This window comes from Sphaerisporangium sp. NPDC005288 (assembly GCF_040607475.1).
In the GTDB taxonomy this organism is placed as follows: domain Bacteria; phylum Actinomycetota; class Actinomycetes; order Streptosporangiales; family Streptosporangiaceae; genus Sphaerisporangium; species Sphaerisporangium rhizosphaerae.
Genome location: NZ_JBEXGT010000045.1, coordinates 30,367 through 56,147 on the forward strand (window position 1 = coordinate 30,367; position 25,781 = coordinate 56,147).

The 25,781-nt window shown below is 70.9% G+C and carries 25 protein-coding genes; 18 read left to right on the top strand and 7 right to left on the bottom strand.

Features of this window, described 5'->3' with window-relative positions:
• The first annotated feature begins 1 nt into the window (after position 1).
• The 15 genes from lanM to rpe all read left to right on the top strand — a co-directional run bounded on the left by lanM (position 2) and on the right by rpe (position 15,944).
• Entirely contained in the window at positions 2-3,172 is a 3,171-nt protein-coding gene (gene lanM, locus ABZU32_RS32750) for a type 2 lanthipeptide synthetase LanM (RefSeq protein WP_354928320.1), read from the top strand.
• 15 nt (positions 3,173-3,187) lie between these two features.
• On the top strand, positions 3,188-5,440 hold the full coding sequence (locus ABZU32_RS32755) for a TOMM precursor leader peptide-binding protein (RefSeq protein ID WP_354928323.1): 2,253 nt from the start codon (positions 3,188-3,190) through the stop codon (positions 5,438-5,440).
• Entirely contained in the window at positions 5,437-6,828 is a 1,392-nt protein-coding gene (locus ABZU32_RS32760; RefSeq protein WP_354928326.1) for a SagB family peptide dehydrogenase, read from the top strand. Before ABZU32_RS32755 ends, ABZU32_RS32760 begins: the two co-directional genes overlap by 4 nt.
• 105 nt (positions 6,829-6,933) lie before the next feature.
• Positions 6,934-7,254 (top strand): TIGR04351 family putative TOMM peptide, encoded by a 321-nt coding sequence (locus ABZU32_RS32765; RefSeq protein ID WP_354850141.1) that lies wholly within the window; start codon positions 6,934-6,936, stop codon positions 7,252-7,254.
• Positions 7,251-8,168 carry an ABC transporter ATP-binding protein gene (locus ABZU32_RS32770; RefSeq protein ID WP_354850144.1) on the top strand — a complete coding sequence of 306 codons (918 nt, stop codon included), beginning with the start codon at positions 7,251-7,253 and terminating at the stop codon, positions 8,166-8,168. Before ABZU32_RS32765 ends, ABZU32_RS32770 begins: the two co-directional genes overlap by 4 nt.
• Positions 8,169-8,355: 187 nt before the next feature.
• Positions 8,356-9,159, top strand: a complete 804-nt coding sequence (locus ABZU32_RS32775; protein ID WP_354850147.1) for an ABC transporter permease — start codon at positions 8,356-8,358, stop codon at positions 9,157-9,159.
• The gene (locus ABZU32_RS32780; RefSeq protein ID WP_354928329.1) at positions 9,138-10,340 is read left to right on the top strand and encodes a histidine kinase; all 1,203 of its coding nucleotides are present in this window, start codon (positions 9,138-9,140) and stop codon (positions 10,338-10,340) included. Before ABZU32_RS32775 ends, ABZU32_RS32780 begins: the two co-directional genes overlap by 22 nt.
• Positions 10,337-10,975, top strand: coding sequence for a response regulator transcription factor (locus tag ABZU32_RS32785; RefSeq protein ID WP_354928332.1), 639 nt, complete (start codon positions 10,337-10,339; stop codon positions 10,973-10,975). The genes ABZU32_RS32780 and ABZU32_RS32785 overlap by 4 nt, the downstream gene beginning before the upstream one ends.
• 69 nt (positions 10,976-11,044) lie before the next feature.
• Positions 11,045-12,178 carry a histidine kinase gene (locus ABZU32_RS32790; RefSeq protein WP_354928335.1) on the top strand — a complete coding sequence of 378 codons (1,134 nt, stop codon included), beginning with the start codon at positions 11,045-11,047 and terminating at the stop codon, positions 12,176-12,178.
• Positions 12,175-12,798, top strand: coding sequence for a response regulator transcription factor (locus tag ABZU32_RS32795; protein WP_354928338.1), 624 nt, complete (start codon positions 12,175-12,177; stop codon positions 12,796-12,798). Before ABZU32_RS32790 ends, ABZU32_RS32795 begins: the two co-directional genes overlap by 4 nt.
• A 318-nt stretch (positions 12,799-13,116) precedes the next feature.
• The gene (locus tag ABZU32_RS32800) at positions 13,117-13,572 is read left to right on the top strand and encodes a helix-turn-helix domain-containing protein (RefSeq protein WP_354928341.1); all 456 of its coding nucleotides are present in this window, start codon (positions 13,117-13,119) and stop codon (positions 13,570-13,572) included.
• Between the two features lie 2 nt (positions 13,573-13,574).
• Positions 13,575-14,129, top strand: a complete 555-nt coding sequence (locus ABZU32_RS32805) for a PIN domain-containing protein (RefSeq protein ID WP_354928344.1) — start codon at positions 13,575-13,577, stop codon at positions 14,127-14,129.
• Between the two features lie 30 nt (positions 14,130-14,159).
• Entirely contained in the window at positions 14,160-14,750 is a 591-nt protein-coding gene (locus ABZU32_RS32810; RefSeq protein ID WP_354928347.1) for a Uma2 family endonuclease, read from the top strand.
• A 109-nt stretch (positions 14,751-14,859) separates the two neighbouring features.
• Positions 14,860-15,132, top strand: coding sequence for a hypothetical protein (locus ABZU32_RS32815; protein WP_354928350.1), 273 nt, complete (start codon positions 14,860-14,862; stop codon positions 15,130-15,132).
• 146 nt (positions 15,133-15,278) lie between these two features.
• On the top strand, positions 15,279-15,944 hold the full coding sequence (gene rpe, locus ABZU32_RS32820; RefSeq protein ID WP_354928353.1) for a ribulose-phosphate 3-epimerase: 666 nt from the start codon (positions 15,279-15,281) through the stop codon (positions 15,942-15,944).
• Between the two features lie 29 nt (positions 15,945-15,973).
• Here rpe and ABZU32_RS32825 read toward each other — a convergent pair whose 3' ends face one another.
• On the bottom strand, positions 15,974-16,465 hold the full coding sequence (locus ABZU32_RS32825; RefSeq protein ID WP_354928355.1) for an ATP-binding protein: 492 nt from the start codon (positions 16,463-16,465) through the stop codon (positions 15,974-15,976).
• 345 nt (positions 16,466-16,810) lie between these two features.
• Between ABZU32_RS32825 and ABZU32_RS32830 the strand changes: the two genes are divergently transcribed.
• Positions 16,811-17,665: a helix-turn-helix transcriptional regulator gene (locus ABZU32_RS32830; protein WP_354928358.1), complete on the top strand. Its 855-nt coding sequence runs from the start codon at positions 16,811-16,813 to the stop codon at positions 17,663-17,665.
• Positions 17,666-17,701: 36 nt separating this feature from the next.
• Positions 17,702-18,100 carry a DUF397 domain-containing protein gene (locus tag ABZU32_RS32835; protein ID WP_354928361.1) on the top strand — a complete coding sequence of 133 codons (399 nt, stop codon included), beginning with the start codon at positions 17,702-17,704 and terminating at the stop codon, positions 18,098-18,100.
• A gap of 120 nt (positions 18,101-18,220) precedes the next feature.
• On the opposite strand, the gene gap is transcribed toward ABZU32_RS32835, so the two are convergent.
• A complete protein-coding gene (gene gap / locus ABZU32_RS32840; protein ID WP_354928364.1) occupies positions 18,221-19,222 on the bottom strand; it encodes a type I glyceraldehyde-3-phosphate dehydrogenase in 1,002 nt (333 codons plus the stop codon).
• Between the two features lie 87 nt (positions 19,223-19,309).
• Here gap and ABZU32_RS32845 point away from each other — a divergent pair, with 87 nt between their 5' ends.
• Positions 19,310-19,918, top strand: coding sequence for an ABATE domain-containing protein (locus ABZU32_RS32845; RefSeq protein ID WP_354928367.1), 609 nt, complete (start codon positions 19,310-19,312; stop codon positions 19,916-19,918).
• A gap of 152 nt (positions 19,919-20,070) precedes the next feature.
• On the opposite strand, the gene ABZU32_RS32850 is transcribed toward ABZU32_RS32845, so the two are convergent.
• From ABZU32_RS32850 to ABZU32_RS32870, 5 genes are all read right to left on the bottom strand, one after another.
• Positions 20,071-20,604 carry a cupin domain-containing protein gene (locus ABZU32_RS32850; RefSeq protein ID WP_354928370.1) on the bottom strand — a complete coding sequence of 178 codons (534 nt, stop codon included), beginning with the start codon at positions 20,602-20,604 and terminating at the stop codon, positions 20,071-20,073.
• Positions 20,605-20,790: 186 nt separating this feature from the next.
• Entirely contained in the window at positions 20,791-21,831 is a 1,041-nt protein-coding gene (locus tag ABZU32_RS32855) for a dipeptide ABC transporter ATP-binding protein (RefSeq protein WP_354928373.1), read from the bottom strand.
• A complete protein-coding gene (locus tag ABZU32_RS32860; RefSeq protein ID WP_354928376.1) occupies positions 21,828-22,886 on the bottom strand; it encodes an ABC transporter ATP-binding protein in 1,059 nt (352 codons plus the stop codon). The genes ABZU32_RS32855 and ABZU32_RS32860 overlap by 4 nt, the downstream gene beginning before the upstream one ends.
• A gap of 37 nt (positions 22,887-22,923) precedes the next feature.
• Positions 22,924-23,904, bottom strand: coding sequence for an ABC transporter permease (locus ABZU32_RS32865; protein ID WP_354850200.1), 981 nt, complete (start codon positions 23,902-23,904; stop codon positions 22,924-22,926).
• Positions 23,905-23,973: 69 nt separating this feature from the next.
• Positions 23,974-25,767: an ABC transporter substrate-binding protein gene (locus ABZU32_RS32870; RefSeq protein WP_354928379.1), complete on the bottom strand. Its 1,794-nt coding sequence runs from the start codon at positions 25,765-25,767 to the stop codon at positions 23,974-23,976.
• Between the last annotated feature and the right edge of the window lie 14 nt (positions 25,768-25,781).

A 25,781-nucleotide genomic window follows, 5' to 3' on the forward strand; every position in this document is an offset into this window, starting at 1 on the left:
GATGACGGCCCTTGGATATGCCGACGTGCGGGGGGAGGGCCTGCTCGCCGTGCCGGGCGGGGACGAACGGCTGATCGCCGTGCTGGCCGCCGCCGCCCCGTTCTCCGAGCGCGTGTCGGGGGAGTTCTTCGTCCCGGTCGCCGGGCGCGGCCCCCGCCAGGCGTCCGAGCGCACCAAACGCTGGCTCAAGGCCGCCGTGGGCGACGACGACGACGCCAAGCGGGCGCTGCTGCACCACCGCAGGCGCTCGGGCCGCGACCTCGGCGCCGGACTCGTCGACGTCCGCCTCGCCGACCCGCGCCGGCTGCCCGACTGGGGGTACGCCCTGGTGGACTTCCTGCTCGCCCAGCCCCCCACCGCCGCCGCCGACCCCGCCACCGGGCGCCCGGGCTCCCCGTTCGTGTCCTTCAGGCGCGCGGTGAACCGGCTGGTCGACATCGAGGACGGGACGGTGCGCGGCGTGCCCGTCACCCCCGAGGCGTGCGAGGACATCGCCGGGCAGCTCGTCGAGCGCCTGACGCAGGTGTGCTTCTCCGGGTTCGCCTTCGAGGCGCAGCTCGCCGGCACCGCCAACGACGTGTCCGCCTGGCTGCAGAGCCCCGGCCTGGACGTCAGCCAGGCCGGCTGGCTGGACCGGCTGGAGACGCTGCCGGGGCTGGCCTACGTCATGGGCGTGACCTGCCTGCAGTGGCGGCGGGTGGTCCACGAGCTGTTCGACCGGCTGGGCGCCGACCTGCCCGAGCTGCGCAGGACGCTGTGGGGCTGGACCGCCCCCGGCCCGGTCACCGGGTACTCCGGCGACTCGGGCGACCCGCACAACCACGGCCGGGTCGTCACGCTGCTCACCTTCGCCTCCGGCGAGCGGGTGGTCTACAAGCCCAAGGACCTGCGCTCGGTGGTCGGGCTGATGGACGTGTGCACCCTGCTGAACAACCACGGGCTGCCCCTCGCCCTGCACACCCGCGAGGTCGTCCTGCGCGAGGACTACGGCTGGGAGGAGTACGTCACCGCCGAGCCGGGGACCGACGAGGACAGCGTCCGCCGCTACTACACGCGCCTCGGGATGCTGGCCAGGCTCGCCCAGTTCCTGGAGTGCCGCGACCTGTGGGCCGACAACCTGGTCGCCAAGGGGGACACGCCGGTCTTCATCGACCTGGAGAACGTCCTGCAGGCCCGCATCAGCAAGCCGTCCGTCATCGGCGACCGCATCCAGTCGCTGTGGGGCAGGGTCGAGGAGACGGTGGCCAGGACCGCGGTCATCAGCTTCCCCCGGGTGATGGGCGGCGGCGTCCAGGCGCACGACATCGGGTGCATGGCCGGGCTGCAGGAGCAGATCGCCCGGCACCCCCAGGCCTACCCCCTCGGCTGGGAGGCGCCGCCGTACCGGCCCACCTGGGGCGCCGGCGAGCTGGCCCAGCCGAGCCGCTACGCCGACGAGGTGGCCGAGGGCTACCGGCAGATGCAGGAGTGCCTGGCCCGCAACCAGGACCTGCTGGCCGACCCGCGCGGCCCGCTGACGCTGCTGCGCGAGGCGCCGGTCCGCTACATCTGGCGCAGCACCTGGGACTGCGTCGAACTGCTCGGCACCAGCCTGAGCCCCGGCGCGCTGATCGACGGGGTCGCCCGGGAGGTCTGCCTGGCCCACCTGTTCCGCAGCGCCAGGGAGACGCTGCGGCACGACCCCGGGCGCGAGGACATCCTGGAGATCGTCGAGCAGGAGATCGACGCCTTCCGCCGGATGGACGTCCCGCTGTTCGTCTCCAAACCGGGCTCCGACTCGGTGTTCACGCCCGACGGGGTGGAGATCCCCGGGCACTTCGGGGGCACGGCCTGGCAGCGGCTCCAGGACCGTGTGGCCGACCTGGCGGGCTTCCCGCTGGACGAGCATCTCGCCGTCCTCGCGACCTGCCTCGATTTCACCGGCGCCGGGGAACTCCCCGCCACCTTCCCCGGCGCCGGGCCGCGTCCTCGCACGGTGCGCGAGATCGGCCTGCACGTCTACGACCTGTCGGGCCGCAGGGAGGAACCGCAGACCGAGGTGCTGCTCGCCCGCGCCGGCGAGCTGGCCGACCAGGTGCTCGCCGCCGCCGTCCCGCTCGGCCCGACCCCGGGCGGGCCGGCCGGTGAGCGGTCGGGCTGGATCGGCGTGGTGACCTACCCGGCGCACGGGCTGGACCAGGTCGAACCCCTGCACGGCGACCTGCTCACCGGCACCGCGGGCCTGGCCGTCTTCCTGGCCGAGCTGTACGCCAACACCGGCGCCCCCGGCCACTGGACGGCCGCGCAGGACGCGCTGGACGCCTCGGCGGAGTTCGCGGCGCTGTCCACCCGTTCGGCCGTCTACCGCAGGATGTCGGGCACCCTGGCGCCCGTCGGCGCCTTCGTCGGCATCGGCTCGGCCATCTACGCGCTCAGCCGCTGCGGCGCCACGCTGTCCGACACCCGGCTGGTCGAGCGGGCCGCCGGGCTGGTGCCGCTCGCCGAGGCCGAGCTGACCCGGCCGACCTCCGCCGAGCCCGTGCTCGGCCGGGCGGGACTGCTGCTCGCCCTGCGCAAGCTGCGCGAGGCCTCGCCCGTCCCGGTCCCGGCCGCCGACGCGCTCGCCGCGCGGCTGCGCGAGGAACTGCTGGCCGAGTTCGTCTCCGGCGGCGCCTCCCGTCCGCCCTACCCGCCGGACGTGCTCGCCCTGGAAGGGCTGCCCATCGGCGCCGACGGGCTGGTGTGGGCGCTGGCCGCCGCCAGCGACGCGCCGGGGGAGGACGTGGCCGCCGCGGCGCTGCTCGCGCACCGCTTCGGCCTGGACACCCCCGGCTCGCTGCTCGCCGCCGTCGCCACCGCCCACCTGCTCACCGGCGAGGTCCCGGCCGAGCTGCGCGAGCGGGTGGCCCGGTACTGCGCGCCCGACCCGGGACGGTCCTGCGCGCGGCTGGTGGTGGACGCCGAGGTGGCCCTGCACACCGCCCGCCTGACCGGGGACGAGGCGCTGGAGCGTTCCGCGCGGGGCCTGGCCGCCGAGCTGCTGCGCCGCCGCGACCACACGGGCCGCTGGTTCGCCGACCGGCGGCGCGCCGACCGCCTGTCGCTGTCGGCCGTCAACGGCCTGGCCGCCGCGGGGCTCACCCTGCTGCGGCTGGCCGACGACCAGGTCGCCTCCCTCCGCCTCGTGCACTGATCCGAAAGGAACGCCATGGACGCCCGACCCGCATTTCGCCGCCAGTACCGGGTGGAGGTCATCGAGGGAGACGGGGTCTTCCTGATCTCGGAGCGCGACACGCACGTCCTGACCGGCCGGTCGATCGAGGCGGTGGCGGGCCTGCTCGACGGCAAGCACACCGTGCAGGACATCCTCGTCGCGGTCGAGCCGGACGTCCCGCCGGAGAACGTCTACTACGTGCTCCACACGCTGCGGCGGCGCGACCTGCTGGTCGACGTCACCGAGGACCTGGAGCGGGGCACGGCCGCCTTCTGGGAGATGACCGGGCGCACCGCCGAGGAGGCGGTCGCCGGGGTGCGGGGCGGGCGCGCCGAGGTGCTGGCCGTCGGCGACGCCCCCGACGAGGAGCTGCGGGCGCTGCTGGCCGCCGAGGGCGTGCAGGTCACCGGCCCGGCGGACGCGGCGCTCACCATCGTGCTCACCGACGACTACCTGCGCGGCGAGCTGGCCGAGATCAACAGGCGGCACCTGGCCGACGGGCGGCCCTGGCTGCTGGCCCGCACGGTCGGCCCGGTCCTGTGGGTCGGGCCGGTGTTCCAGCCGGGCAAGGAAGGCGGCTGCTGGCGGTGCCTGACGCAGCGACTGGAAGGGCACCGGCAGTCGCTGACCTACCTGGAGGAGCGGCTGCGCGGGCAGAGGCCGCTGGCCCTGCCCGCCGCCGACCTGCCGCTCACCCGCGGCGCCGGCGCGCGGCTGGTCGCGGCCGAGGCGCTGAAGTGGCTGGCCGGGGCCAGGAGCCCGCAGCAGCGCGACGTGATCACCCTGGACACCATGCACCTGGGCGCCACCCGCCACGAGCTGCGCCGCAGGCCGCAGTGCCCCGAGTGCGGCGACGCCGGCATGATGGCCGCCGCGGCCGAGTCTCCGGTCGAGCTGCGCTCCCGGCCCAAGACCTTCACCGCCGACGGAGGCCACCGCTCCCGCCACCCCGAGGACACCGCTGACCGGTACGCCCACCTGGTCAGCCCGGTCACCGGCGTCGTCAGGGAGCTCGCGCGGGTGGAGACCGGCACGCCCTTCGTCAAGACCTACATGGCCGGGCACAACTTCGCCCGGCAGATCCGCGACCTCGGCTCGCTGCGCAAGGGCCTGCGCAGCCAGAGCGCCGGCAAGGGCATGACCGACCTGCAGGCCAAGGTCAGCGCGATGTGCGAGGCGATGGAACGGTACTCGGGCATCTTCCAGGGCGACGAGGCCAGGCGCACGGCGACCTACCGGCGGCTGGGCGCCGACGCCCTGCACCCCAACGCCTGCGCGCTCTACAGCGAGGAGCAGTACCGCACCCGCCGTGACCTGGCGCACACCTCCAGCTACTCCTTCGTCAGCGACCCCCTCGACGAGGACGCCCCGATCGAGTGGACGCCGGTGTGGTCGCTGACCGAGCGGCGGCACAAGTACGTGCCCACCGGCTACCTGTACTACTACTACAACGACTCCCACCAGACCGGCCCGATCTACGCCTGGGCCGACTCCAACGGCAACGCGGCCGGCTCCTCGCGGGAGGACGCCGTCGTCCAGGGCTTCATGGAGCTCGTCGAACGGGACGCGGTGGCCCTGTGGTGGTACAACCGCCTGCGCCGCCCGGCCTTCGACCTGGCCACCTTCGCCGACCCGTGGATGGAGGAGTTCCAGGAGGTCTACGCCGGGTTCGGCCGCGAGATGCACGTGCTGGACCTCACCACCGACCTCGGCGTCCCGGTCGCCGCCGCGATCAGCCGCCGCGTCGGCGGGCCCAGCGAGGACATCCTCATGGCCTTCGGCGCCCACTTCGACCCGCGCATCGCCGTCCAGCGCGCGCTGGCCGAGATGAACCAGTTCATCCCCGCGGTCATCGACGTCGGCGCGGACGGCGCCACCCGCTACCGCTTCGACGCGAGCGACCAGCTCGACTGGTGGAAGAACGCCCGCATGGAGGCGCACCCTTACCTGTCGCCCGACGGCGCGCCTGTGCCCGCGTCGGCGCACGCGCGGCCGGCCACCACCGACCTGCTGGACGACGTCACCGCCGCTCGCGCCGTGGTCGAGGAGCGCGGCATGGAGATGCTCGTGCTCGACCAGACCAGGCCCGACATCGGCCTGCCGGTCGTCAAGGTCATCGTGCCGGGCCTGCGCCACTTCTGGCGCCGGCTCGCCCCCGGCCGCCTGTACGACGTGCCCGTCCAGCTCGGCTGGCTCGCCGAGCCCACCCCGGAGGAGCAGATGAACCCCATCACGATGTTCCTGTGACCGTTCCTGCGGCGCGGCCGGACCCACCGGCCCCCATGGTCGGCCTGCGCGAGGACGCCGTGGTCACCTCGGCGGACGGGACGCTGACCATCGCCAACCCCTTCGGCGCCTCCACCCTGCGCGGCCTGCCGCCCGCCGTCGAGGATGTCCTGCGCGGGCTGCCGGGCACGCTGGCCACCGAGGACGAGCTCGCCGAACGGCTCCTGGCCGCCGGCGGCACCAGCCAGGAGGCCGCCCTTCTCTACCTGACGCTGTCGCGGCTGCGCCCGGTCCTGGTCCACGCGGTGGAACCGCTGCTGCGGGTCGTCCCCGTCGCCCGGGACGCCGAGTTCCGGCCGCCGGTCCTGGCCCCCGACGACACCGCGCGCCTGTCGAGGTTCGCGCTGGTCCGCGCGGCCGAGGAGGGGCTGGTGCTGGAGTCCCCGCTGTCGCGGCACCGCGTCATGCTCACCGAGGAGGCCATGCCGCTGCTCGGCGCGCTCGCCCGCCCGGTCATGGCCAAGCAGGCCCCCGAGGCGATCGGCCACCTGGTCGCCGCCGGCATGGCCGTCACCGGCGACGCCGAGGAGAGCGACCCGGCGCTGCGCGCCTGGGACTTCCACGACCTGCTCTTCCACGCCCGCAGCCGGATGGGGCGGCACGACCAGCCGTTCGGCGCGAGCTTCCGCTTCGTCGGGGAGGTGCCGCCCGAGCCGGTGGTCAAGCGCCCGCCCGCGGGCCCCGCCGTGGAGCTGTTCACCCCCTCGCTGGAGGAGGCCGCCGCGGCCGACCCGCCGTTCACCACCGTGCTGGAGTCGCGCCGGTCGGTGCGCGAGTACGCCGGCGCGCCGCCGACGGTCCGCCAGCTCGGCGAGCTGCTCTACCGCGCCGCCAGGGTGCGGGGCGTCTTCGGGCCCGCCCCCGGCATGCCGTACGAGGCCAGCAGCAGGCCCTACCCGGCCGGCGGCGCCGCCTACGAACTGGAGCTGTACCTCACCGTCGCACGATGCGAGGGCCTGGACGCCGGTGTCTACCACTACGACCCGCTCGGGCACCGGCTCGCCGCGCTGCCCGCCAGGGACGCGGACGCGCGCGCGATGCTCGGCGTGGCCCGCCTGGCGACCGGCGGCATGGCCACCCCAGACGTGCTCATCACCGTCACCTCGCGCTTCCAGCGGATGTCGTGGAAGTACTCCGGGCTCGCCTACGCCGCCACGCTGAAGAACGTCGGCGCGCTCTACCAGACCCTGTACCTGGTGGCCACCGCGATGGGAATGGCCCCCTGCGGCCTCGGCAGCGGCGACGCCGACCTGGCCGCCCGCACGTTCGGCCTCGACTGGGCCAGGGAGTCGTCGGTGGGCGACTTCCTCATCGGCGGAGCCCCGGGAGACGCCGCGCCCGGTTCGTGATGTCCGTCATGGGCGACAGATGTCGTCTGCATCTGCCGGTGCCCGGCACGAGTCGGCATCGTTGCAGGCGGGAGGCCCAGTCGGCCGGAGAGGAGACAACGCCTGATGGCGGAGAGCATCTACATCCTCGGAGATCAGGACCGCAGGAAGTTCGCGCGGCTGATCGCGGCGGCGTGGGGCGACGGTGAACTGCGCGACCGGTACGAGACCGAGCCCAGGGCCGTGCTGCACCAGTACGGCATCGTCTACCCCGAAGGGGTCAGGACACCGCCGCTGCCCCCCAAACCCGACGGCGAGTTCGACATCACCGACCTGGAGACCGCGGCCGGCGACGCGGCGAGCTCCATCGGCACCGTCAGCAGCATCTCCAGCTGGAACGGCTGCCTGCCCTGCGGCTACCTGTGCGACTCGGGGGTGACGACGTGAACGGGCCGGTCATCGAGGTCGGCGGCCTGCGCAAGAGCTACGGCTCCTTCACCGCCGTCGACGGCATCTCCTTCGAGGTCGGCCAGGGAGAGGTGTTCGCCCTCCTCGGCACCAACGGCGCCGGCAAGACCACCACGATCGAGATCCTCGAAGGCTACCTGCGCCCCTCCGCGGGCACGGCGCGGGTCTTCGGCCACGACCCCGCCGACCGCGCGGCCCTGCGCTCGCGCACCGGCCTGGTGCTCCAGGAGTCCGGCCTGTTCGGCGACCTGACGGCGGCCGAGACGGTGGCCGCCTGGCGCAGGTTCACCTCCGGCTCCCGCCCGGTGGCCGAGGCGCTGGAGCTGGTGGGGCTGTCCGGCCAGGCGGGGACGCGGGTCAAGCGCATGTCCGGCGGCGAGCGCCGCAAGCTCGACATCGCCCTGGCCACCCTCGGCGACCCCGAGCTGCTGTTCCTCGACGAGCCCACGACCGGCCTGGACGCCGAGGCCAGGCGCAAGGTGCGCGACCTGGTCCGCGACCTCGCCGCCCGGGGCATGACGGTGCTGCTCACCACGCACTACCTGGAGGAGGCCCAGGAGCTGGCCGCCCGGGTCGCCATCATGGACAAGGGCGAGATCGTCACCCAGGGCACCATGGCCGAGGTGCTCGGCCGGGGCTCGGGACGGGTCGCCTTCGAGCTGCCCGACGGCGCCACCCCCGAAGGGCTGCCGGTGGGCGACGGCGACGCGCTCACCGTGGACGGGCGCCGGTGCGTCATCGTGACCGCCGACCCCGAGTCGGCCGCGCACGCGGTGCTGGGCTGGGCCCACGTGCGGGGCCTGCGGCTGAGCGGCCTGGACGTCCGCCAGGCCACGCTCGAAGAGGTCTTCCTCGACATCGCCGACCGGCGCGGGCAGGAGGTCCGCACATGACCACCCGTAAACTCCCGCATCCGCGGCTCGTCCTGACCGCTCGCATGCGCCCGCGCCCGCGGCTCGTCGTGACCGCTCGCATGCGCCCGCGCCCGCGGCTCGTCGTGACCGCTCGCATGCGCCCGCGCCCGCGGCCCGTCGTGACCGCTCGCCCGCTCCCGCACTCGCGGTCCATCGAGGAGGGCACGTGACCGCCTACACGCTCTCGCACTTCCGGCTCACCCAGACGCTGTTCTGGCGCACGCCGGTGTCGGTCGGCGTCGCCCTGCTGTTCCCCGTCGTGTTTGGCGGGATCATGCCGGCCCTGCTGCCGGGCGGCACCAGGGGAGGGGCGCCGGTCGAGGTGGCCGTCATGACCGGGGTCATCGTCATGGGCATGGCCACGCTGGGCTTCATGACGCTGGTTGAGTCGTTCGTCATGCGCCGGCAACTGCTGATCCTCAAGCGGCTGCGCGGCACCGAGCTGCCCGACCTGGCCCTGTTCGGCGGCGAGATCCTCACCGTGCTGTCGATCGGCCTGCTCCAGCTCGTGCTGATCATCGGCGTGGCCAGGGGGGTGCACGGCATCGCGCTGCCGGCCAACCCCGCGCTGCTGGCGGCCACGGTGCTGCTCGGCCTCGCGGTGTTCGCCGCGATGGCCGTCGCGGTCAGCGGCAGGATCCCCGCCCAGGGCTCCACCGTCGTGGTCAGCCTGCCGTTCCTGCTGCTCGCCATCGGCCTGTCGGGGTTCGCCTACCCGGTCTCCGCCTTCCCCGGCTGGCTGCGCACCGTCTCCTCCTTCCTGCCCTTCGGGCGGGTCGCCGAGGGGATCACCACGGCCTACCTCGGGCGGGACTACGTGGGGCACGCCGGCGCGGGCGTGCCCGCCAAGGTCTCGGTCCTGGAGGGCTTCGCCGTGATGTGGCCGGGGTGGCTGGTCATGGCGGCCTGGCTCGTCCTGTCACTGCTCGCCGCGAAGAGGTGGTTCAAGTGGGAGCCTCGCAGAGGCTGAGGGGGGTCGGGCCGGGGACGGTCCGGCTGGCCCGGGTGACCGCCGGGGTGTTCCTGGTCGGCATGGCGGCCTTCGCCGCCGTGCCCCTGGCGGAGGCGCTCGGCGCCTACCCCGCCCTGCGGGCGGCGGGCGCCGTCCTGCTCATCATCGGCCTCACCGGCTGCTACCTGTGGCTGTCGGTGCGGGCCGTGCTCGACCGGGGCTCCCGCTGGGACCTCGCGGTGCTCGCCGGGATGTCCGCGCTCGCGGCGGCCGTCCCGTTCGTCGCGGGCCCCACCTGGCTGAGCGTGGGCTTCATGCTCCCGCTGGCCTTCGCCGTCACGCTGCGGGGGTGGGGCGCGGCGGCCGGGTTCTTCGCCTCGATCGCCGCCGGCGTCCTGCTCTCGGCCGCGCAGCCGATGAGCTGGGTGCTGTTCGGCTCGGTGCAGAACCTGCTCACGGCCGGGGCGCTCGCCGGCCTGGCCATCTTCGCGACGCTGCTCGGCGAACTGCAGCGCACCCGCGAGGAGGCCGCCAAGCTCGCCATCACCGAGGAGCGCCTGCGGTTCGCCCGCGAACTGCACGACGTGCTGGGGCACAACCTGTCGGTCGTCGCCATGCGGACCGAGCTGGCCACCCGGATCCCCCCGGAGGAGATGGCCCGGCTGCGTCGCGAGCTGACCGAGATCCACGACATCGCCCGGCGCTCGCTGCACGACGTGCGCGCGGTGGTCAAGGGCTACCGCGAGATGTCGCTGGAGAGGGAGCTGAGCGGGGTGCGCCGGGTGCTGGAGACCGCGGGCGTCAGGTGCGACTTCGCCGAGCTGCCCGCCACGCTCACCCCGGAGGTTCGCGTGGCGCTGGCCTGGGCGGTGCGCGAGGCGGCCACCAACCTGCTGCGGCACAGCGACGCCACGGTCTGCCTGCTCGGCGTCGAGCCGTGCGGCGACCGCATCACCGTGACCGTGGCCAACGACGGCGTGCGCGCGGGCGGCGGCCTGTCCGCCTCCGGGGCGGGCGCGGCGGACGCCGCCGAGGCGACCGTGGGCGGGAGCGGCCTGGCCGGTCTCGACGAGCGGCTCACGCAGGTCGGCGGGAGCAGCGGGCGGCACATCGAAGACGGCTGGTTCACGCTGTCGCTGGACGTTCCCGGCGGCCCGATGGCGGCCGCACTGATCTCGGCCACAGGAGACCGGAAATGATCAAAGTTCTGATCGCGGAGGATCACGATCTCATCAGAGGAGCGCTGATCGCGCTGCTCTCGGAGGAGCGCGACATCCGCGTGGTCGAGGAGGTGTCCAGGGGCGACCAGATCGTGCCCGCCGTGGTCGGCAGCAGGCCCGACGTGGCCCTGCTCGACATCGGGCTCCCGGGCATCGACGGCCTGGAGGCCGCCGGGCTGATCAAACAGCTGGAGCAGCCGCCGCCGGTGCTGATCCTCACCAGCGTCGGCTCGCCGGGCAACTTCGAGCGGGCCATGGCCGCCGGCGTGCGCGGCTTCCTGGTCAAGGACGCGCCCGCCCACCGGCTCACCGACGCCATCCGCGTGGTGGCCAGGGGTGAACGTTACATCGACCTGGACATCGCCGCCGACGGCGGTGAGCAGGAGATCGACACCAACCCGCTCACCGCGCGCGAGAGCGCCGTGCTCTCGGCCGTCGCGGCCGGCGGGCGGGGCAGCGATCTGCGCAGCACCCTCGGGCTGTCGGTGCACACCATCCGCAACTACCTCGCGGCGGCCCGCCTGAAGACCGGCGCCCCCAGCGACGAGGAGGCCGTGCGCATCGCCCGGGCCAATGGGTGGCTGGAGGACAGGACGGTCACGGCCGACGGTTGATTCCCGGCCCCGGAAGGCGTCACGATGCGTACGAAATCATGATGCATCCGGACACGTTGGAGACCACCCGTGGCTCAGGAGAGTGAAGCTCAGGTCAGATGGCTGACCACGGGTGTCGTCGCGGCCACCGGAGCGCTGTGGGGGCTCACCCCCCTCGCCTTCGTGCTCGTCGGCGACCTCGGCCGGGCCCTGCTGGCCGTCGTGCTGCTCGGCGGGCTGCTCGTCGTGTACGCGCGCATCGTCGCCAGGCACATCGCGGGAACGAGCCAAGGGCCGCACCGGGCGCGGACCTTCCTGCTGTTCGCCGCCGTCGTCTATGGAGCGGTCCCGTTCCTCGGATCGGTCTGGATCTACACCCCGCTCATCGTCGCCACCGCCGGGCTGCTGCTGTTCCGCTTCCGGTACGGACTCGGCGTGCTGCTCGCCGTCGCCGCCGCCGAGTACCCTCTGACCCTCGTGGAATGGTCCCCCGTGGCCGTGCCCGCCGTGCAGAAGAGCGCCGGAGTCCTCGTCGCCTCGGTGGTCGCCGCGGGCATCGTGCACTACGCCAGGTTCGTGCGCGAACTTCGCGAACTGCGGGTCGCGCTCGCCACGACGGCCGTGGACCAGGACCGGCTGCGCATGGCGGGGGAGCTGCACGACCTGCTCGGCCAGACGCTCGCGTCCATCACCCTGAAGACCGAGCTGGCCCTGGCCCTGGCCGGCGCGGACAGGAAGCGGGCCGCCGCCGAGGTGGAGGCCACCATCGCCATCGCCGTCGAGGCGCGCCAGGAGATCCGCGACGTCGTGGCGGCCAGGCGCTCCCTGGACGTGGGCGCGGAGCTGTCGGCGGCCGTCGCGCTCATCGAACTGACCGGCGCGCGCTGCGACCTGCGCCTCGGCCTTGAGAAGATCGACGAGGAGACCGGCGACGCGCTCGGCTGGATCGTGCGCGAGGCGGCCACCAACATCGTCAGGCACAGCGACGCCCGGCACTGCCTGATCGAGCTGGACGAGGTGGACGGGGGAGTCCGCCTGCTGGTGCGCAACGACGGCGTCCGGCGGGAGACGGCCGCCCGGCGCGGCGGCTCGGGCCTGGCAGGGCTGCGCCAGAGGGCGGCGAAGATGGGCGGGTCCCTATCGGCGGGTGGCACGGGGGAAGGCGGGTTCGAGGTGCGGGCGTGGCTGCCCGCCGTAGACGATCGGGAAAGTGAGCACCGTTGATACGCGTTCTGCTGGCCGAAGACCACGGCGTCGTCCGCGGCGCCCTCACCGCGCTGCTGAACCTGACCGGCGACATCGAGGTGGTGGCCGGCATCGACCGGGGCGACAAGGTCGTCCCGCACGCCCTGGCCTGCGCGCCCGACGTCGCCGTCATCGACATCGAGATGCCGGGCGTCGACGGCATCGAGGCCACCTGCCGCCTCAAGCGCGCGATGCCGTCCTGCCAGGTGCTCATCCTCACCGGGCTCGCCAGCAGCGGGCTGCTCAAGCGGGCGATGGACGCGGGCGCGAGCGGCTTCCTGCTCAAGGACGCCCCCACCGAGCGGCTGGCCGAGAGCATCCGCAGGATCACCCAGGGCGAGCGGGTGATCGACGCCACCCTCGCCCTGGCCGCTATGTCCGCCACCGTCACCCCGCTCACCGACCGGGAGGCCGCCGTGCTCGGCCTGGTCGGCTCCGGCGCCACGACCGGCGAGATCGCCGCCGAACTGCACCTGTCGGCCGCGACCGTCCGCAACTACATCTCCAGCGTCATCACCAAGACCGGCGCCCGCAACCGCACCGACGCCGTCCGCATAGCCGTCGAATCCGGCTGGATAGAAGGCCTCCGCCACAACTGAAGACCCCCCAGGAAACGGCCCTCGCCTCCGCTCGGACAGCGCTCGTCGGGGTTCCCACCCACAAACCCACGGCACGAGCGGGGCCACCGCGAAAAGGCCCTCGCTCCGCTCGGACAGCGTTCCTTGAGGGGCTCCGCCCCACAGCAGGGGCTCCGCCCCCGCACCCCCGACGTCTGTCCCCATGAGCGACGCGTACCAGGGTGTCAGCCCTCTTGGAGCGTCGTCCCATCACCTGTGGACGTTCGCCGCAGGACACGCGGCTCTCCGAGGTTGCGAATATTTCGTCTGTTGCGCATACTGCGAATAGGAGGTGTCGTGATGTCAGACGTGCAGGCCAAACGCGTGCATCCGGGGAGCATCGACGCCGAGATGGCCGGTCGTGCTGTGCGCCGGATCAAGGACTATCTGATGCATGCTCCGGAGCAGGCGACCATAAAGGTCACTGGCGAGCATGGCGGTGCCGATCCGCTTATCTTGCCTCGCGAAGCGGTCAGTTTGCTGGCCTTCATCCTTGCCCAAGCGGCTGAAGGGCGGGGCGTCACGGTCATACCGTCGCAGGCCGAACTGACGACCCAACAGGCGGCGGACATGCTGAACGTCTCCCGTCCCTATCTGATCAAGCTGCTGGACGAGGGGGAGATCCCCTACCGCCTGGTCGGCAAGCATCGGCGGGTCACGTGTGAAGATCTGCAGGAGTACAGACGTCGCGATGACGCCAAGAGGCGGACGGCCGCTGACCAACTCGCTGCTCTGGGTCAGGAGTTGGACATCTAGGCATGAGTTTCGTAGTGGTCTATGACGCGAACGTGCTCTATGGCAACACGCTTCGCGACCTGCTCATCCGCCTGGCCATGACAGGACGGCTCCAAGCCAAGTGGAGCGAGCGGATCCTCGACGAGATGCAACGGAACCTCGCTGCTGATCGGCCGGACATCCCTGAAGAAAGGTTGACCAGGCTTCGTCTTCTGATGAACACTGCGGTCCGCGACTGCCTGATCGAGGGGTACGAGCCGCTCATCGAGGGACTGAAGCTTCCGGACGCGAACGACCGGCACGTGCTCGCCGCGGCGATCAAGGCGGGCGCGCAGGTCATCGTCACGTCGAACCTCAGGGACTTCCCGCCGGAGCATCTGGGCTCCTGGGGCGTCGAGGCGAGGTCCCCCGATGATTTCGTGCTGGGCCAGATAGGACTGGACGCACGAGTCGTCTGGGCTTGTGTGCAGCAGATCGCCGACTCGCGCACCAATCCACCGGAGACCGTGGACGACGTGCTTGACGCTCTGGAGAGGGCGGGCCTCGTCGAGTCTGTCGCCGCACTCAGAGCGGGTTGATCGATCCCCGGCCTTCCAGAGGAGCCTCGTATGCCCCTTCCACCTTGGGCTGCCGATCCGTCCAGTCTGCTCATCACGCAGGAGGAGTACGAGGCTCTGCCGGAGGAGATCTGTAAAGCGATCGAGGTCGTGGACGGCCGTGCCATGTTCCACGAGTCGCCGACGCCGGGGCACCAGCGCGTCTCACGCAATCTGACCGTCGCGCTCTTAGTGGCCCGCCCGTCGCATCTCTGCATCGACGTCCTGCAGGACACCGACATGCGCTACCGCTACCAGGCAGGGAAGAGATTCACCTTCAGGAGACCGGACATCAGCGTCCTTCGCTGTCTTGAAGCCGGCGCGCGTCTGTGGTCCGGTGACGTCCTGGTCGCCGTCGAAATCACTTCTTCCGATGACGAGGTCAACTTCAACGACAAACGCGCCGAGTACGCCGCCCAGGGCATACCGGTCTATCTCATCGTCGTCATGGACGGCGACCGGGTCGGCTCGGTCGAGGAATATCGCCTCGACCGGAGCGGGCGCAACTACCAGCTGGCCGCCGTGCACAGGGGGACGCTGGTCACCGAACTCCCCGAAGGCATGAAGATCGAGACCTCGTTCGCCGACCTCGAACGCATCTGACCCAGCGGCCCAGGTCTTCGGCAATGGGCACAGGTGGGCAGCACCGTGGTCATGTTGTCCGTTTGCTCAAGAGTGGGCCACTAGGCACTGTTCGTAGTTGAATGCTCACATGAGGGAGTCTGAATGGAGACTGCCCCTCGCCGAGGATCCCGTCACCGAGGTGAAAGGGGCCGTGAGCGCGGGCGACGTCCGTGACACGCGAGAGCGCGTCGGCGCCGAAGGAATCTTCGTCCATCTCAACGCGGCGGCCGAGCGGCAGATCGAGCGGGACCTGCTGGAAGAGGCACTGCGAGCCAACGAGAGGGAAGCCGGTCGCATCCCGCAGGCATTGCGTGACGAGGCAGCCGACCTCTTCCGCAGCGTCTGGCGGTCAGGATTATGAGTGCGCTGTACCGTCATGATTCGGTGGTGTGATGAACGGGTGATCAAGAACAGCTGATCGACCTGGCAGGCGCTCGGTCTCCTGAACTCGGCGGCTCAGTGCTCGGGAGCGGTTTCGGGGTCGGGAGGGTTCTAGACTGCGGCATTATGGCCGTACAGATCTCACCCAGCATTCTGACCGCTGACTTCGCCCGGCTGGCGGATGTGGCCGGGCAGGTGGCGGGCGTCGCCGACTGGTTGCACGTCGACGTCATGGACAACCACTTCGTGCCCAACCTCACCATCGGGGCGCCGGTGGTGGAGTCGCTGGCCAAGGCGACCACGCTGCCGCTCGACTGCCACCTGATGATCGAGAATCCCGACCGCTGGGCGCCCTCGTTCGTCGAGGCCGGCGCGGGCAGCGTCACCATCCACGCCGAGGCCGCCAAGGCCCCCGTGCGCACGCTGCGGGAGATCCGCAAGGCCGGCGCCCGCGCCGGGTTCGCGCTCAACCCGGCCACCAACGTGCAGGACTACGAGGACATCCTCAGCGAGATCGACATGCTGCTGGTGATGACCGTCGAGCCGGGCTTCGGCGGGCAGTCGTTCCTGGACATCATGCTGCCCAAGGTCCGCAAGGCCCGCGAGATGATCCGCAAGCACGGCGGCGAGATCTGGCTCCAGGTCGACGGGGGTGTCTCCTCCAGGACGATCGAGCGCTGCGCCGAGGCCGGCGCCGACGTCTTCGTCGCGGGCAACGCCGTCTACGGCTCCGACGACCCCGCGAAGGCCGTCCGCGACCTCAGAGCACAGGCCGAACGCGCCGCGTCCTGACCGGCTCGGCGTAGGCGTCGCCTCGGCGGTCAGGCGTCGGTTCTGACGGGTTCGGTGAGGTGGAACCAGACGCTCGTGTTGCCGGTGGTGCGCTGGAATCCCCATCGGGTGGCCAGCGTGTCCACCATGGCCAGTCCTCTGCCTGACAGGTCGTCGTCCCCGGCCGTGCGCGGCCGGGGGATCGCGGCCGACCCCCGGTCGCCCACGGTGATCTTCACTCCGCCCGGTACCAGCGCCACCGAGACGGCGAACTCACCCCGCACCGCGTGCCGGATGACGTTCCCCGCCAGCTCGCTGGTCAGCAGGATCGCGTCGTCGTGGCAGGGATGGTCCGGCCCGAGCAGCGCGGTGACGAACGCCCGCGCCGCCCTGACCTCCGACGGCACCGCCGAGAACGGCTGACTGAACGTCGGGCAGTCGACGCAGTCCACCGGCGACACCGGCCAGGTGGGGGTGAGGCCACGACTGCGCCGCTTTCCGTGCGGCTCCGGTCGCAGACGGCCGGTAAGGCGCCCGGCCATCAAAGCCACTGTACGCAGGCGCATCGCGATCATGATGCATTCCTTTCGTAAACGCCGATTTTTCCGACATGTCGGAAGTCGTGTTGGCAATGGCGATTAGGAGTTCCGGAGAAAAGCCTGTCTGGCACTTCCGCCTCACCGGTGCTGCTCCCATCCGGTTCTTCGTATCGGCCACGAACAGGCCGATGTCGCGGAATGCTGTTGGCCGACGACTTTCCGTAATCACCGTGCGCGTTTTATAGTGAGCCCCGGGGCTTGCTGGGCGCAAGCTGGTTGAGCGAAATCCTTACGGAGAGCGAGTTGTAATGTCCGTTTGGCCGTGATGGTACGGATAAAGGAGTGCACGTGATTTCGGATACGCCGTCCCTTCGGCAGCGCTGGCTCGGTGCCAAGCTGGCGGAGCTCCGGCTGGCGGCGGGCATCACTTCTCTCGCCGTCGCGGCGGAGAAGTGCAGGCGATCGACGGCTTCCCTGAGTCGCATCGAGAACGGCCTCGTCGGCATCCCCCCGCGCGACATACCGCCCATTCTCGACGCGTACGGCGTGACGGACATCGGTGTGCGGGACAAGTTGATGGTCGTCGCGGCGGAGGTGCAGCAGGAGCGGCGCGGCTGGTGGGTCGAGCACGGGGACGTTCTCGCCCCGTCGTACCTGGATCGGATCAGGCTCGAAGCGACCGCGACGGCGATCTGGACGTACGAAACCTCGCTCGTGCCCGGACTGCTGCAGACGGAGGCGTACGCTCGGACCTTCGTGTCGGCGCTGGCGCACTTCGGCAGCGTCGCGGAACTCGACGATTTCATCGCCGTACGGATGGAGCGCCGAGCCATCCTCGTGGGGCCGAAGCCGGTGGTCATGAGGGTGGTGATCAATGAGGCGGCGCTTCATCATCCGATCGGCGGCCCGGAGGTCTTCCGGGACCAGCTAGATCACCTTTCGAAAGTGGCAGAGTCGCCTCATGTCACGCTGCAGGTGCTCCCGTTCACTGGGCGGCCGAATCCAGGACTCTTCGGGGCGTTCACCCTTCTCCGTCTTCCCAAGCTCGATGTCGTACATGTGGAGACAATGAACAGTGACGCCTACATCGAGGATGAGCGGGGCGTCGCCCAGTACGTCTCCGCTTTCGATCTCCTGTGTGACCTCGCTCTGAGTCCCGAAGAAACTGCCTTACTCCTCGCGGAGAGTGCGTCTAACCTGTAATCGGCACATTCCGGTAGGAAGGGGCGCCGATTCATCATGCAGGCTCAGCGACGAGATGGCGTATGGCGTAAGAGTGCTCGCAGTGGTGTTCAGAGCAACTGTGTGGAGGCGCGGTTCGACGGGGGGACCGTGTGGGTGCGGAACTCCAATGACGTGGGGCCGGGGCGGGCGGTGGTCGGGTTCGGGGCCGAGGGGTGGCCGGTGTTCCTGGAGGGTGTCCGGGCGGGTGAGCTGGGGCTGGACCGGCTCGGCGCGGATGCGCGGTCGGCGGGGGAGGCGACGGTATCCCGCGACGGGCGCGGGGTGGTCGTCCAGGGCCGGGGGTACGGCCCGCCGGTCGTCTACACGGAGGCCGAGTGGCAGGCGTTCCTCGACGGCGTCCGCCACGACGGAGAGTTCACCCTTGCCTGGCTGAGTGAGCCCGCCACCGCCTGATCGAGTGGTTCACGGCTGATCGAGTGGTTCACGGCGCGGGCGCCCCGCCGCGACCGGTCCGGTGGCGGTTGGACGCCGGGGCGGACGGGCGCGGGGGAACGTGCGCGAGGACGACGGTTCTCAGGCGGTCATGCGGAGGGTGGTGTCGAGGAGGCGGTTGGCGAAGCCGGTCTCGTTGTCGTACCAGCCGTAGATCTTGGCCTGGGTGCCGCCGACGACCTTGGTGAGGCCGGCGTCGAAGATGCAGGAGGCCGGGCTGCCCACGATGTCGCTCGAGACGATCGGGTCCTCGGTGTACTCCAGGATGCCCCGTAGCGGGCCCTCGGCGGCCGCCCGGAACGCGGCGTTGATCTCCTCAGCGGTGGTCTCGCGGCCGAGTTCGGCGGTCAGGTCGGTGAGCGACCCGACGGGCACCGGCACGCGGATCGAGTAACCGTCCAGCTTGCCGCTGAGCCGGGGCAGGACCAGGCCGATCGCCTTCGCCGCGCCCGTCGTGGTCGGGATCAGGTTCAGCGCCGCCGCGCGCGCACGCCGAGGGTCGCGGTGCGGTCCGTCCTGCAGATTCTGATCCTGCGTGTAGGCGTGGATCGTGGTCATCGCGCCCCGCTCGATCCCGAACGTGTCGTCCAGGACCTTCGCCATTGGGGCGAGACAGTTCGTCGTGCAGGAGGCGTTCGAGACGATCGTGTGGCGTTCCGGATCGTACAGGTCGTCGTTGATGCCGATCGCCAGCGTCAGGTCCTCGTTCTTGGCGGGGGCGGAGATCAGCACCCGCTTCGCGCCGGCGTCGAGGTGCGCCCGGGCCTGGTGGGCGTCGGTGAACCGGCCGGTCGACTCGACGACGAGGTCCACCTCCAGCTCCTTCCACGGCAGCCGCGCCGGATCCCGCTCGGCCAGAACGGCGATCTTCGTGCCGTCCACCTCGATCGCGTCGTCGCCCCCCGTGACGCCGACAGGCAGCGGGCCGGCGGTCGTGTCGTATCTCAGAAGGTGCGCGAGCGTCCGCGCGTCGGTGAGGTCGTTCACGGCGACGATCTCGACGTCCTCCCGGCGCCCCAGTTGGGCCCGGAGCAGGGCGCGGCCGATGCGGCCGAAGCCGTTGATGCCCACACGCACGGTCATGGCGAACAACCTCCGTAATGTAACCGGTCTATGGAGTTACATGATGGACGGCCCGGTGAAACCGGTCAAGGTGGTTACCATGGCGTCGTGGAGTTCAACTTCTTCGGCGGTGACCTCGCGCTCGACCTGACCGGCACGCTCGGACGGCGGTACGGCGGCACCCCCGTGGAGTTCCTTCACACCCCCGCCGACCTGCGCCGCTGGCTCACGGCCGCCGGCATCGCCGACCCCTCGGCCTCCACGGACGACGACGACCTCGCCGCCGCCAAGACCCTCCGGGAGGCCATATACCGCCTCGCGTACGCCGCCATGACCGCCCACTCCAGCCGTCACACCGTGGCCGGCGACACCGGCTCGGCCGCCTCAGATCGTGCCGTCGCCGTCGCCTCGTTCGATCCGGCCGATCGGACCATCGTGAACCAGGCGGCCGCGGTCACGCCGCCGCTCGTGCGCCTCGACGACACCGGTGCGCTCGTCCGCTCGGGGTCCGCGCGGGCGTCCCTCTCGCTCGTCGCCCGCGCGGCCATCGCCCTCGTCACCGGCCCGTCGGCGGCCCAGCTGCACGAATGCGAAGGTCCCGCCTGCACCCGGATGTTCCTCGACAACTCCGCCCGCGGAACCCGCCGCTGGTGCGACATGAGCCGCTGCGGCAACCGTGCCAAGGTCGCCAAGTTCCGCGCCCGCCTGACCACATAGATGCGTCATCACCGCGCGCTGTCCAGGAACGTGCACCGGCTCGGGCACCGTAAGCGGGCGCCGGCATCGCCGTACCACGACCCGCCGCCGATCACCGCAAGCACGGGGGCGAGGGTGGAGAGCCGAGCCCGGTGACGTGTGTGGTCACCGCATCAGTGGGACGGTGGGCTCAGGTTGTAGCGGGCGACGACGTCGGGGAGCCAGGTGGGGGCGCCGTAGGTGAGGCCGTACTTGCCGGCCAGGCCGGTGAACTCGGGGGTCCGGTGGAGGTCCACGCCGGGGGTGCGCTCGGCGGAGGTGAGCAACTCGGCCAGCTCGCGGAAGTAGGTCTCGAAGCCGCCCGGGGTGATGACCTCGATGATGCGGCCGGGAACCGTCCCCGCGTTCCACATGGCGTGCATCTGCCCGCGTGGTTTGGTGATGTAGCCGCCGGGTCCGAGGACGGCCTCCTCGTCGTCGGACCGGAAGCCGATCCGGCCTTCGACCACGATGGAGTGCTCGTCCTCGCGCGTGTGCCGGTGCGGCGCGGTGATCGCCCCCACGGCGAACGGGTGCTCCACGATGGCCACCAGCCCGGCGGTGTCGCGGCCGTGGAGCTTGAAGACCGCGCCGAACCCCGGGATGGCGACCGGCTCCCCGCCGCCGGGCGGCACCACCCGCACGGCCGGCGCACCGGTGGGCTCCATGAGGCCCCGCCCCCTTCGTGCCGACTCCCCTGAGGGCATCATGCCCACGACAGAGCATCATGCCCACGTTGGAACGCACGCCCACAACAGAGCGGCATGCCCAGGCTAGAGCGGCACGCCCAGGCTAGAGAGGCATGCCCACGACCTGGGCTTTCGCTCATACCGGAGGTGCCGGCCCGGCGCGGGTCAGGCGAGGGCGGGGTCCAGGACGACGTCGCGGCCGTGGGTGGTGGGTTCCTCGGGGAAGTGGCAGGCGGTGAGGTGGCCGTCGCGGTTGCCGGTGATCTGGAGCAGCGGCGGCTCCTCGGCGGCGCACTTCTCCTTGGCCTTCCAGCACCGGGTGCGGAACCGGCAGCCGGACGGCGGGTCGATGGGCGAGGGCACGTCGCCCGCCAGCCGGATCCGCTCGGCCGGCGGGGCGCCCTCCTCGGGCAGCTCCACCTCCGGGACGGCCGACAGCAGCGCGTGGGTGTAGGGGTGGCGCGGCCGCTCGTAGATCGACGTCCGGTCGCCCACCTCGACGATCTTGCCGAGGTACATGACCGCCACCCGCTGGGAGACGTGGCGCACCACGGCCAGGTCGTGGGCGATGAACAGGAACGCGATGCCGAGGTCGCGCTGGAGCTGCTGCAGCAGGTTCACCACCTGCGCCTGGATGGAGACGTCCAGCGCCGACACCGGCTCGTCGGCGACGATCAGCTTGGGGGACAGGGCGAGCGCGCGGGCGATGCCGATGCGCTGCCGCTGGCCGCCGGAGAACTCGTGCGGGAAGCGGTTGTAGTGCTCGGGGTTGAGGCCGACGATCTCCAGCAGCTCCCGGACGCGCTTCTGCACGCCGCCCTCGGGCCGGATGTCGTTGATCTCCATGGGGCCGCCGACGATCGCGCCCACGGTCTGGCGCGGGTTGAGCGAGCTGTAGGGATCCTGGAAGATCATCTGGATGTCGCGGCGGATCGGCTTGAGCTCGCGCCGCGAGCTGTGCGCGATGTCGCCGCCCTGGTAGAGGATCTTCCCGTCGGTCGGCTCGTGCAGCCGGGCGACCAGCCGGCCCAGGGTGGACTTGCCGCACCCGGACTCCCCGACCAGGCCCAGCGTCTGGCCGGCGTCCACGGCCAGGTCGACGCCGTCCACGGCGTGCACCTTGCCCACCTGGTGCTTCAGGACGAACCCGCCCATGACCGGGAAGTACTTGGTCAGCCCTTCGAGTTGCAGCAGCGGCGTGGTCACGGTCGTCCCTTGATCTGTCCGAGGAATTCCTGCTTCTGGGCGAGCGTCAGGTAGCACGCGTCCCCGTGCCCGGTGGCGGGCGACAGGTCGGGCCGCTCACCGGTGCACAGCTCCGGGCCCGCGTACTTGACGTAGTCGCAGCGCGGGTGGAACGGGCAGCCGGGCGGCGGGGCGAGCATGCTGGGAGGGGTGCCCCTGATCGGCGTGAGCGGCACGTCGACCGACCCGCCGAGCCGCGGGATCGACGACAGCAGGCCCCAGGTGTAGGGGTGGCGCGGCTCGGTAAGGACCTCGCGGACGGTTCCCCGCTCGGCGGCCCGGCCCGCGTACATGACCAGCACCTGGTGCGCCGTCCTGGCGATCACGCCCAGGTCGTGGGTGATCAGGATGATCGAGGTGCCCATCTGCTGCTGCAGGTCCTTGAGCAGGTCCAGCACCTGCGCCTGGACGGTCACGTCCAGCGCCGTGGTCGGCTCGTCGGCGATCAGCAGGTCGGGGTCGCACACCAGCGCCATGGCGATCATGACGCGCTGGCGCATGCCGCCGGAGAAGTGGTGGGGGTAGTCGTCCACGCGGGTCGTGGCGTGCGGGATGCCGACCCGTTCGAGCATCTCGACGGCCCGGTCGCGGGACTCCTTCTTGCTCGCGCCCTTGTGCTTGCGGTACACCTCGCTGATCTGGCGGCCCACGGTGTGGTAGGGCGACAGGGAGGTCAGCGGGTCCTGGAAGATCATGGCGATGCGGTTGCCGCGCAGGCGCTCCATGGTCGCGCGGCTCGCGCCGATCAGCTCCTGGTCCTCGAACCAGATCTCGCCGTGCATCTCGGTGCGGTCGGTGTCGTGCAGTCCGAGGATGGCCAGGTTGGTCACCGACTTGCCCGAGCCGGACTCGCCCACGATGCCGAGCGTCGTGCCCTTCTCCACCTCGAAGGACAGCCCGTTGACGGCCCGCACCACGCCGTCCTCGGTGCTGAAGGAGACGCGCAGGTCCTGCACGGACAGGAAGGAGTCGCCCCGGCGTCCGGGGCCTGCGTCGGAGAGTGTGACGGCGGTCAAGCGGTTGCTCCTAGCTGAGCGGTCGAGCGGGTGACACCTAGCTGAGACGGACGCGCGGGTCGATGACCGCGTACATCGCGTCCACGACGACGTTGAAGACGACGATGGCGGTGGCGGCGAGCAGGACCGTCGCCATCAGCATCGGCAGGTCGGAGTTGAGGACGGCCTGGATGGACAGCCGGCCGATGCCCTGGAGGCTGAAGGTGTTCTCGGTGATGATCGCGCCGCCGATGAGCGTGCCGATGTCGATGCCGAAGATCGTGGCGATGGGAGTGAGGGTGCCCCTGAGCGCGAAGCGCAGGACCACCGTGCGGCCCGACATGCCCTTGGCCCGCGCCGTGCGGACGTAGTCCTCCGAGAGCTGCTCGACCATCGTGGAGCGGGCCATGCGGGTGTAGTTCGCGGTGAAGATGATCGCGAGCACCACCCACGGCAGCAGCAGCCCGTAGGCCCACTGGAGCGGGTTGTCGGTGAAGGGCACGTACTGCGGGCGCTCGATGACGTGCCACTGGTAGACCAGGAAGTACATGGCCAGCGTGCCGACGAAGTAGATCTGCACCGAGGCGCCGATCAGCGACGAGACACTGGCGATCTTGTCCAGCGGCCGGCCCTGGTTGAGCGCGGCGATGATGCCGGTGCCCACGCCGAACAGCAGGAAGATGACGGCGGAGCCCACGGTCAGCGAGATCGTGAGCGGCATCCGGTCGGTGATGGTGTCGAAGACCGGGGCGTGGTTGACGAAGGAGTAGCCGAGGCACGGCGCGGGACAGTGCCCGAGCCCCTCGTAGTCCCGTCCCACGAAGACGCCGACCAGCCAGTTGACGAACTGGACGAAGATCGGTTGGTCGAAGCCCAGATTGTGCCGCGCCTGCGCGAGCGTCTCGGGCGGGCACACCTTGCCGCAGGCCAGCCGCGCCGGGTCGGCGGGGATGGCGAAGAACAGGAAGAACGTCACTGCGGCGATGATCACGAGGATGACCGCCGCGCCGAGGGTCCGGCGGGTCAGGAATCTGAGCATGGCCTGTCGATCTCAGTGGAGGTGCTCCGGGGCGCCTCGCGGCGCCCCGGAGCCGGGACTGCTAGTGCTTCACGAAGACTTCACGAAGATGGTGTCGGGCGAGACGACCCACTGGATCGGGTCGATCTCGGCGCCGCCCACCAGCGAGCCGTGCAGCTGGAGACCCACGTTGTTGAGCGCGGGCACCAGCGGGGTGATGGTCTCCATGATCTTCTTGTCCAGGTCGCCCCACGCCTTGTTGGCCTCGGTGGCGTCCGCCAGACCCTCGATGCGCTTGATCTCGGCGGTGACGGCCGGGTCGTTGAGGTGCGACTGGTTGTAGCCGCCGTCGTGGATCGGGCCGAAGATGACCGGGAACACGGTGGCCGCGGTCGGCCAGTCGGCGCCCCAGCCGCCCCAGTACATGTCCAGGCCGTTGTCCACCTTGCTGGTCGAGTCGTACCAGGTCTTGGTGTTCATCGGCTTGGCGACGATCTTGACGCCGATCTTGGCGAGCTGGTTCTTGATGGCGACCGTGATGCGCTCTTCGGTGGGGGTGTCGTTGTAGCCGTAGACCAGCGTCGGCGTCTTGTCGCTCGCCTGGGCCATCAGCTCCTTGGCCTTGGCCAGGTCGCCGTTGGGGTGCTGCTTCATGCCGAAGGCGTCGTAGTCCTGCCAGCCCGACACGCTCGGGTTGAGGATCGTGGTGTTGATCACCGAGCTGGCGGGGCCGCCGCTGATCTGCATGATCTGCTGGGTCGGCCAGGCGTAATTGATCGCCTGCCGCAGCTTGATGTCCTTCACCCGGTCGAGGTTGAAGTAGTAGTAGTCACCGTAGGGCGAGGGCTGCTTGAGCAGGCGCGACTGCAGGTCGGCGTTCTCGACGACCTGCTGGGTCCGCTCGGCGGCGACGTGGCTGTAGAAGCTGAGGGTCTTCTTGTCGTCGCCGGTGTCGGCGACGAACCGGTCGGTCACCTGCAGCGCCTGGAAGCCGAACTCCAGGTGCCACTTGTCGGGGTAGGCGCCGCGGATCGGGTCGGTGGCCGCGTCCCAGTTGGGGTTGCGCTCCAGGTCCATCGACTTGTCGACGGTGTGCTTGGCGATGATGTACGGGCCGCTGGAGAAGGGCTCCTTGTCGTACTTCTCCTTGGTGTCCTTCGCCTTGGGCACGATGCCGTAGCCGGTCATGGCCAGGGCGTAGTTGGCGTCCGCGTGCGGCGAGGTGAAGTGGAAGACCACCGTCTTGTCGTCGGGGGTCTCGATGGTGTCGAGCTCCTTGCCGCTGTACGGCCCGCCGTAGGCCTTCTTGTAGTCCTCGGCGGTCAGCCACTGCTGGATGTAGGGCGGGCCCTCGGTGATGAACGGGGCGAACAGCCGCTCCATCGTCCACTTGACGTCGGCGGAGGTGATGGCGCTGCCGTCCTGCCACTTCACCCCGTCCTTGAGGGTGAACTTCCAGGTCTTGCCGCCGTCGGACACCTGCCCGGCGTCGGTGGCGAGGTCGCCGACCACCTTGTACTCGCCCTTGGCCACGCGCTTGTAGCCGGTGAGCTGGCGGGTGATGAGCTTGTGGAAGTTGGCCGTCACGTTGTCGTAGACCCGGGCCGGGTCGAAGTGCGGGTAGTCGTCACGGTCGATCATGTTGACCGTGCCGCCCTTGACGACGCCCTCCGGCGGGATGGACGGGCCCTTGGAGTCGTCCGCCGTGCCCACCGTGACCTTCGGCGGCGCGAACAGGTCCGTCATGCTGGTCGGGGACGCGGACGCGGAGGCGCCGCCGGAGCTCGCGGGGGGTGCGCCGGCGTTGCCCTGCGAGCACGCCGCGGTGAGGGCGAGGGATCCGATGGCGAAGACGGCCAGAGCGGACCGCGTTCGTGCTGACATTTCACTCCTGGTCT

What these genes read in the sequence shown, in the direction of transcription:
- lanM (WP_354928320.1), top strand. Translation starts at nt 2, where the DNA reads ATGACGGCCCTTGGATATGCCGACGTGCGGGGGGAGGGCCTGCTCGCC.
- ABZU32_RS32755 (WP_354928323.1), top strand. Translation starts at nt 3,188, where the DNA reads ATGGACGCCCGACCCGCATTTCGCCGCCAGTACCGGGTGGAGGTCATC.
- ABZU32_RS32765 (WP_354850141.1), top strand. Translation starts at nt 6,934, where the DNA reads ATGGCGGAGAGCATCTACATCCTCGGAGATCAGGACCGCAGGAAGTTC.
- ABZU32_RS32785 (WP_354928332.1), top strand. Translation starts at nt 10,337, where the DNA reads ATGATCAAAGTTCTGATCGCGGAGGATCACGATCTCATCAGAGGAGCG.
- ABZU32_RS32800 (WP_354928341.1), top strand. Translation starts at nt 13,117, where the DNA reads ATGTCAGACGTGCAGGCCAAACGCGTGCATCCGGGGAGCATCGACGCC.
- ABZU32_RS32805 (WP_354928344.1), top strand. Translation starts at nt 13,575, where the DNA reads ATGAGTTTCGTAGTGGTCTATGACGCGAACGTGCTCTATGGCAACACG.
- ABZU32_RS32810 (WP_354928347.1), top strand. Translation starts at nt 14,160, where the DNA reads ATGCCCCTTCCACCTTGGGCTGCCGATCCGTCCAGTCTGCTCATCACG.
- ABZU32_RS32815 (WP_354928350.1), top strand. Translation starts at nt 14,860, where the DNA reads ATGAGGGAGTCTGAATGGAGACTGCCCCTCGCCGAGGATCCCGTCACC.
- rpe (WP_354928353.1), top strand. Translation starts at nt 15,279, where the DNA reads ATGGCCGTACAGATCTCACCCAGCATTCTGACCGCTGACTTCGCCCGG.
- ABZU32_RS32825 (WP_354928355.1), bottom strand. Translation starts at nt 16,465, where the DNA reads ATGGCCGGGCGCCTTACCGGCCGTCTGCGACCGGAGCCGCACGGAAAG.
- ABZU32_RS32835 (WP_354928361.1), top strand. Translation starts at nt 17,702, where the DNA reads ATGCAGGCTCAGCGACGAGATGGCGTATGGCGTAAGAGTGCTCGCAGT.
- gap (WP_354928364.1), bottom strand. Translation starts at nt 19,222, where the DNA reads ATGACCGTGCGTGTGGGCATCAACGGCTTCGGCCGCATCGGCCGCGCC.
- ABZU32_RS32850 (WP_354928370.1), bottom strand. Translation starts at nt 20,604, where the DNA reads ATGGAGCCCACCGGTGCGCCGGCCGTGCGGGTGGTGCCGCCCGGCGGC.
- ABZU32_RS32865 (WP_354850200.1), bottom strand. Translation starts at nt 23,904, where the DNA reads ATGCTCAGATTCCTGACCCGCCGGACCCTCGGCGCGGCGGTCATCCTC.
- ABZU32_RS32870 (WP_354928379.1), bottom strand. Translation starts at nt 25,767, where the DNA reads ATGTCAGCACGAACGCGGTCCGCTCTGGCCGTCTTCGCCATCGGATCC.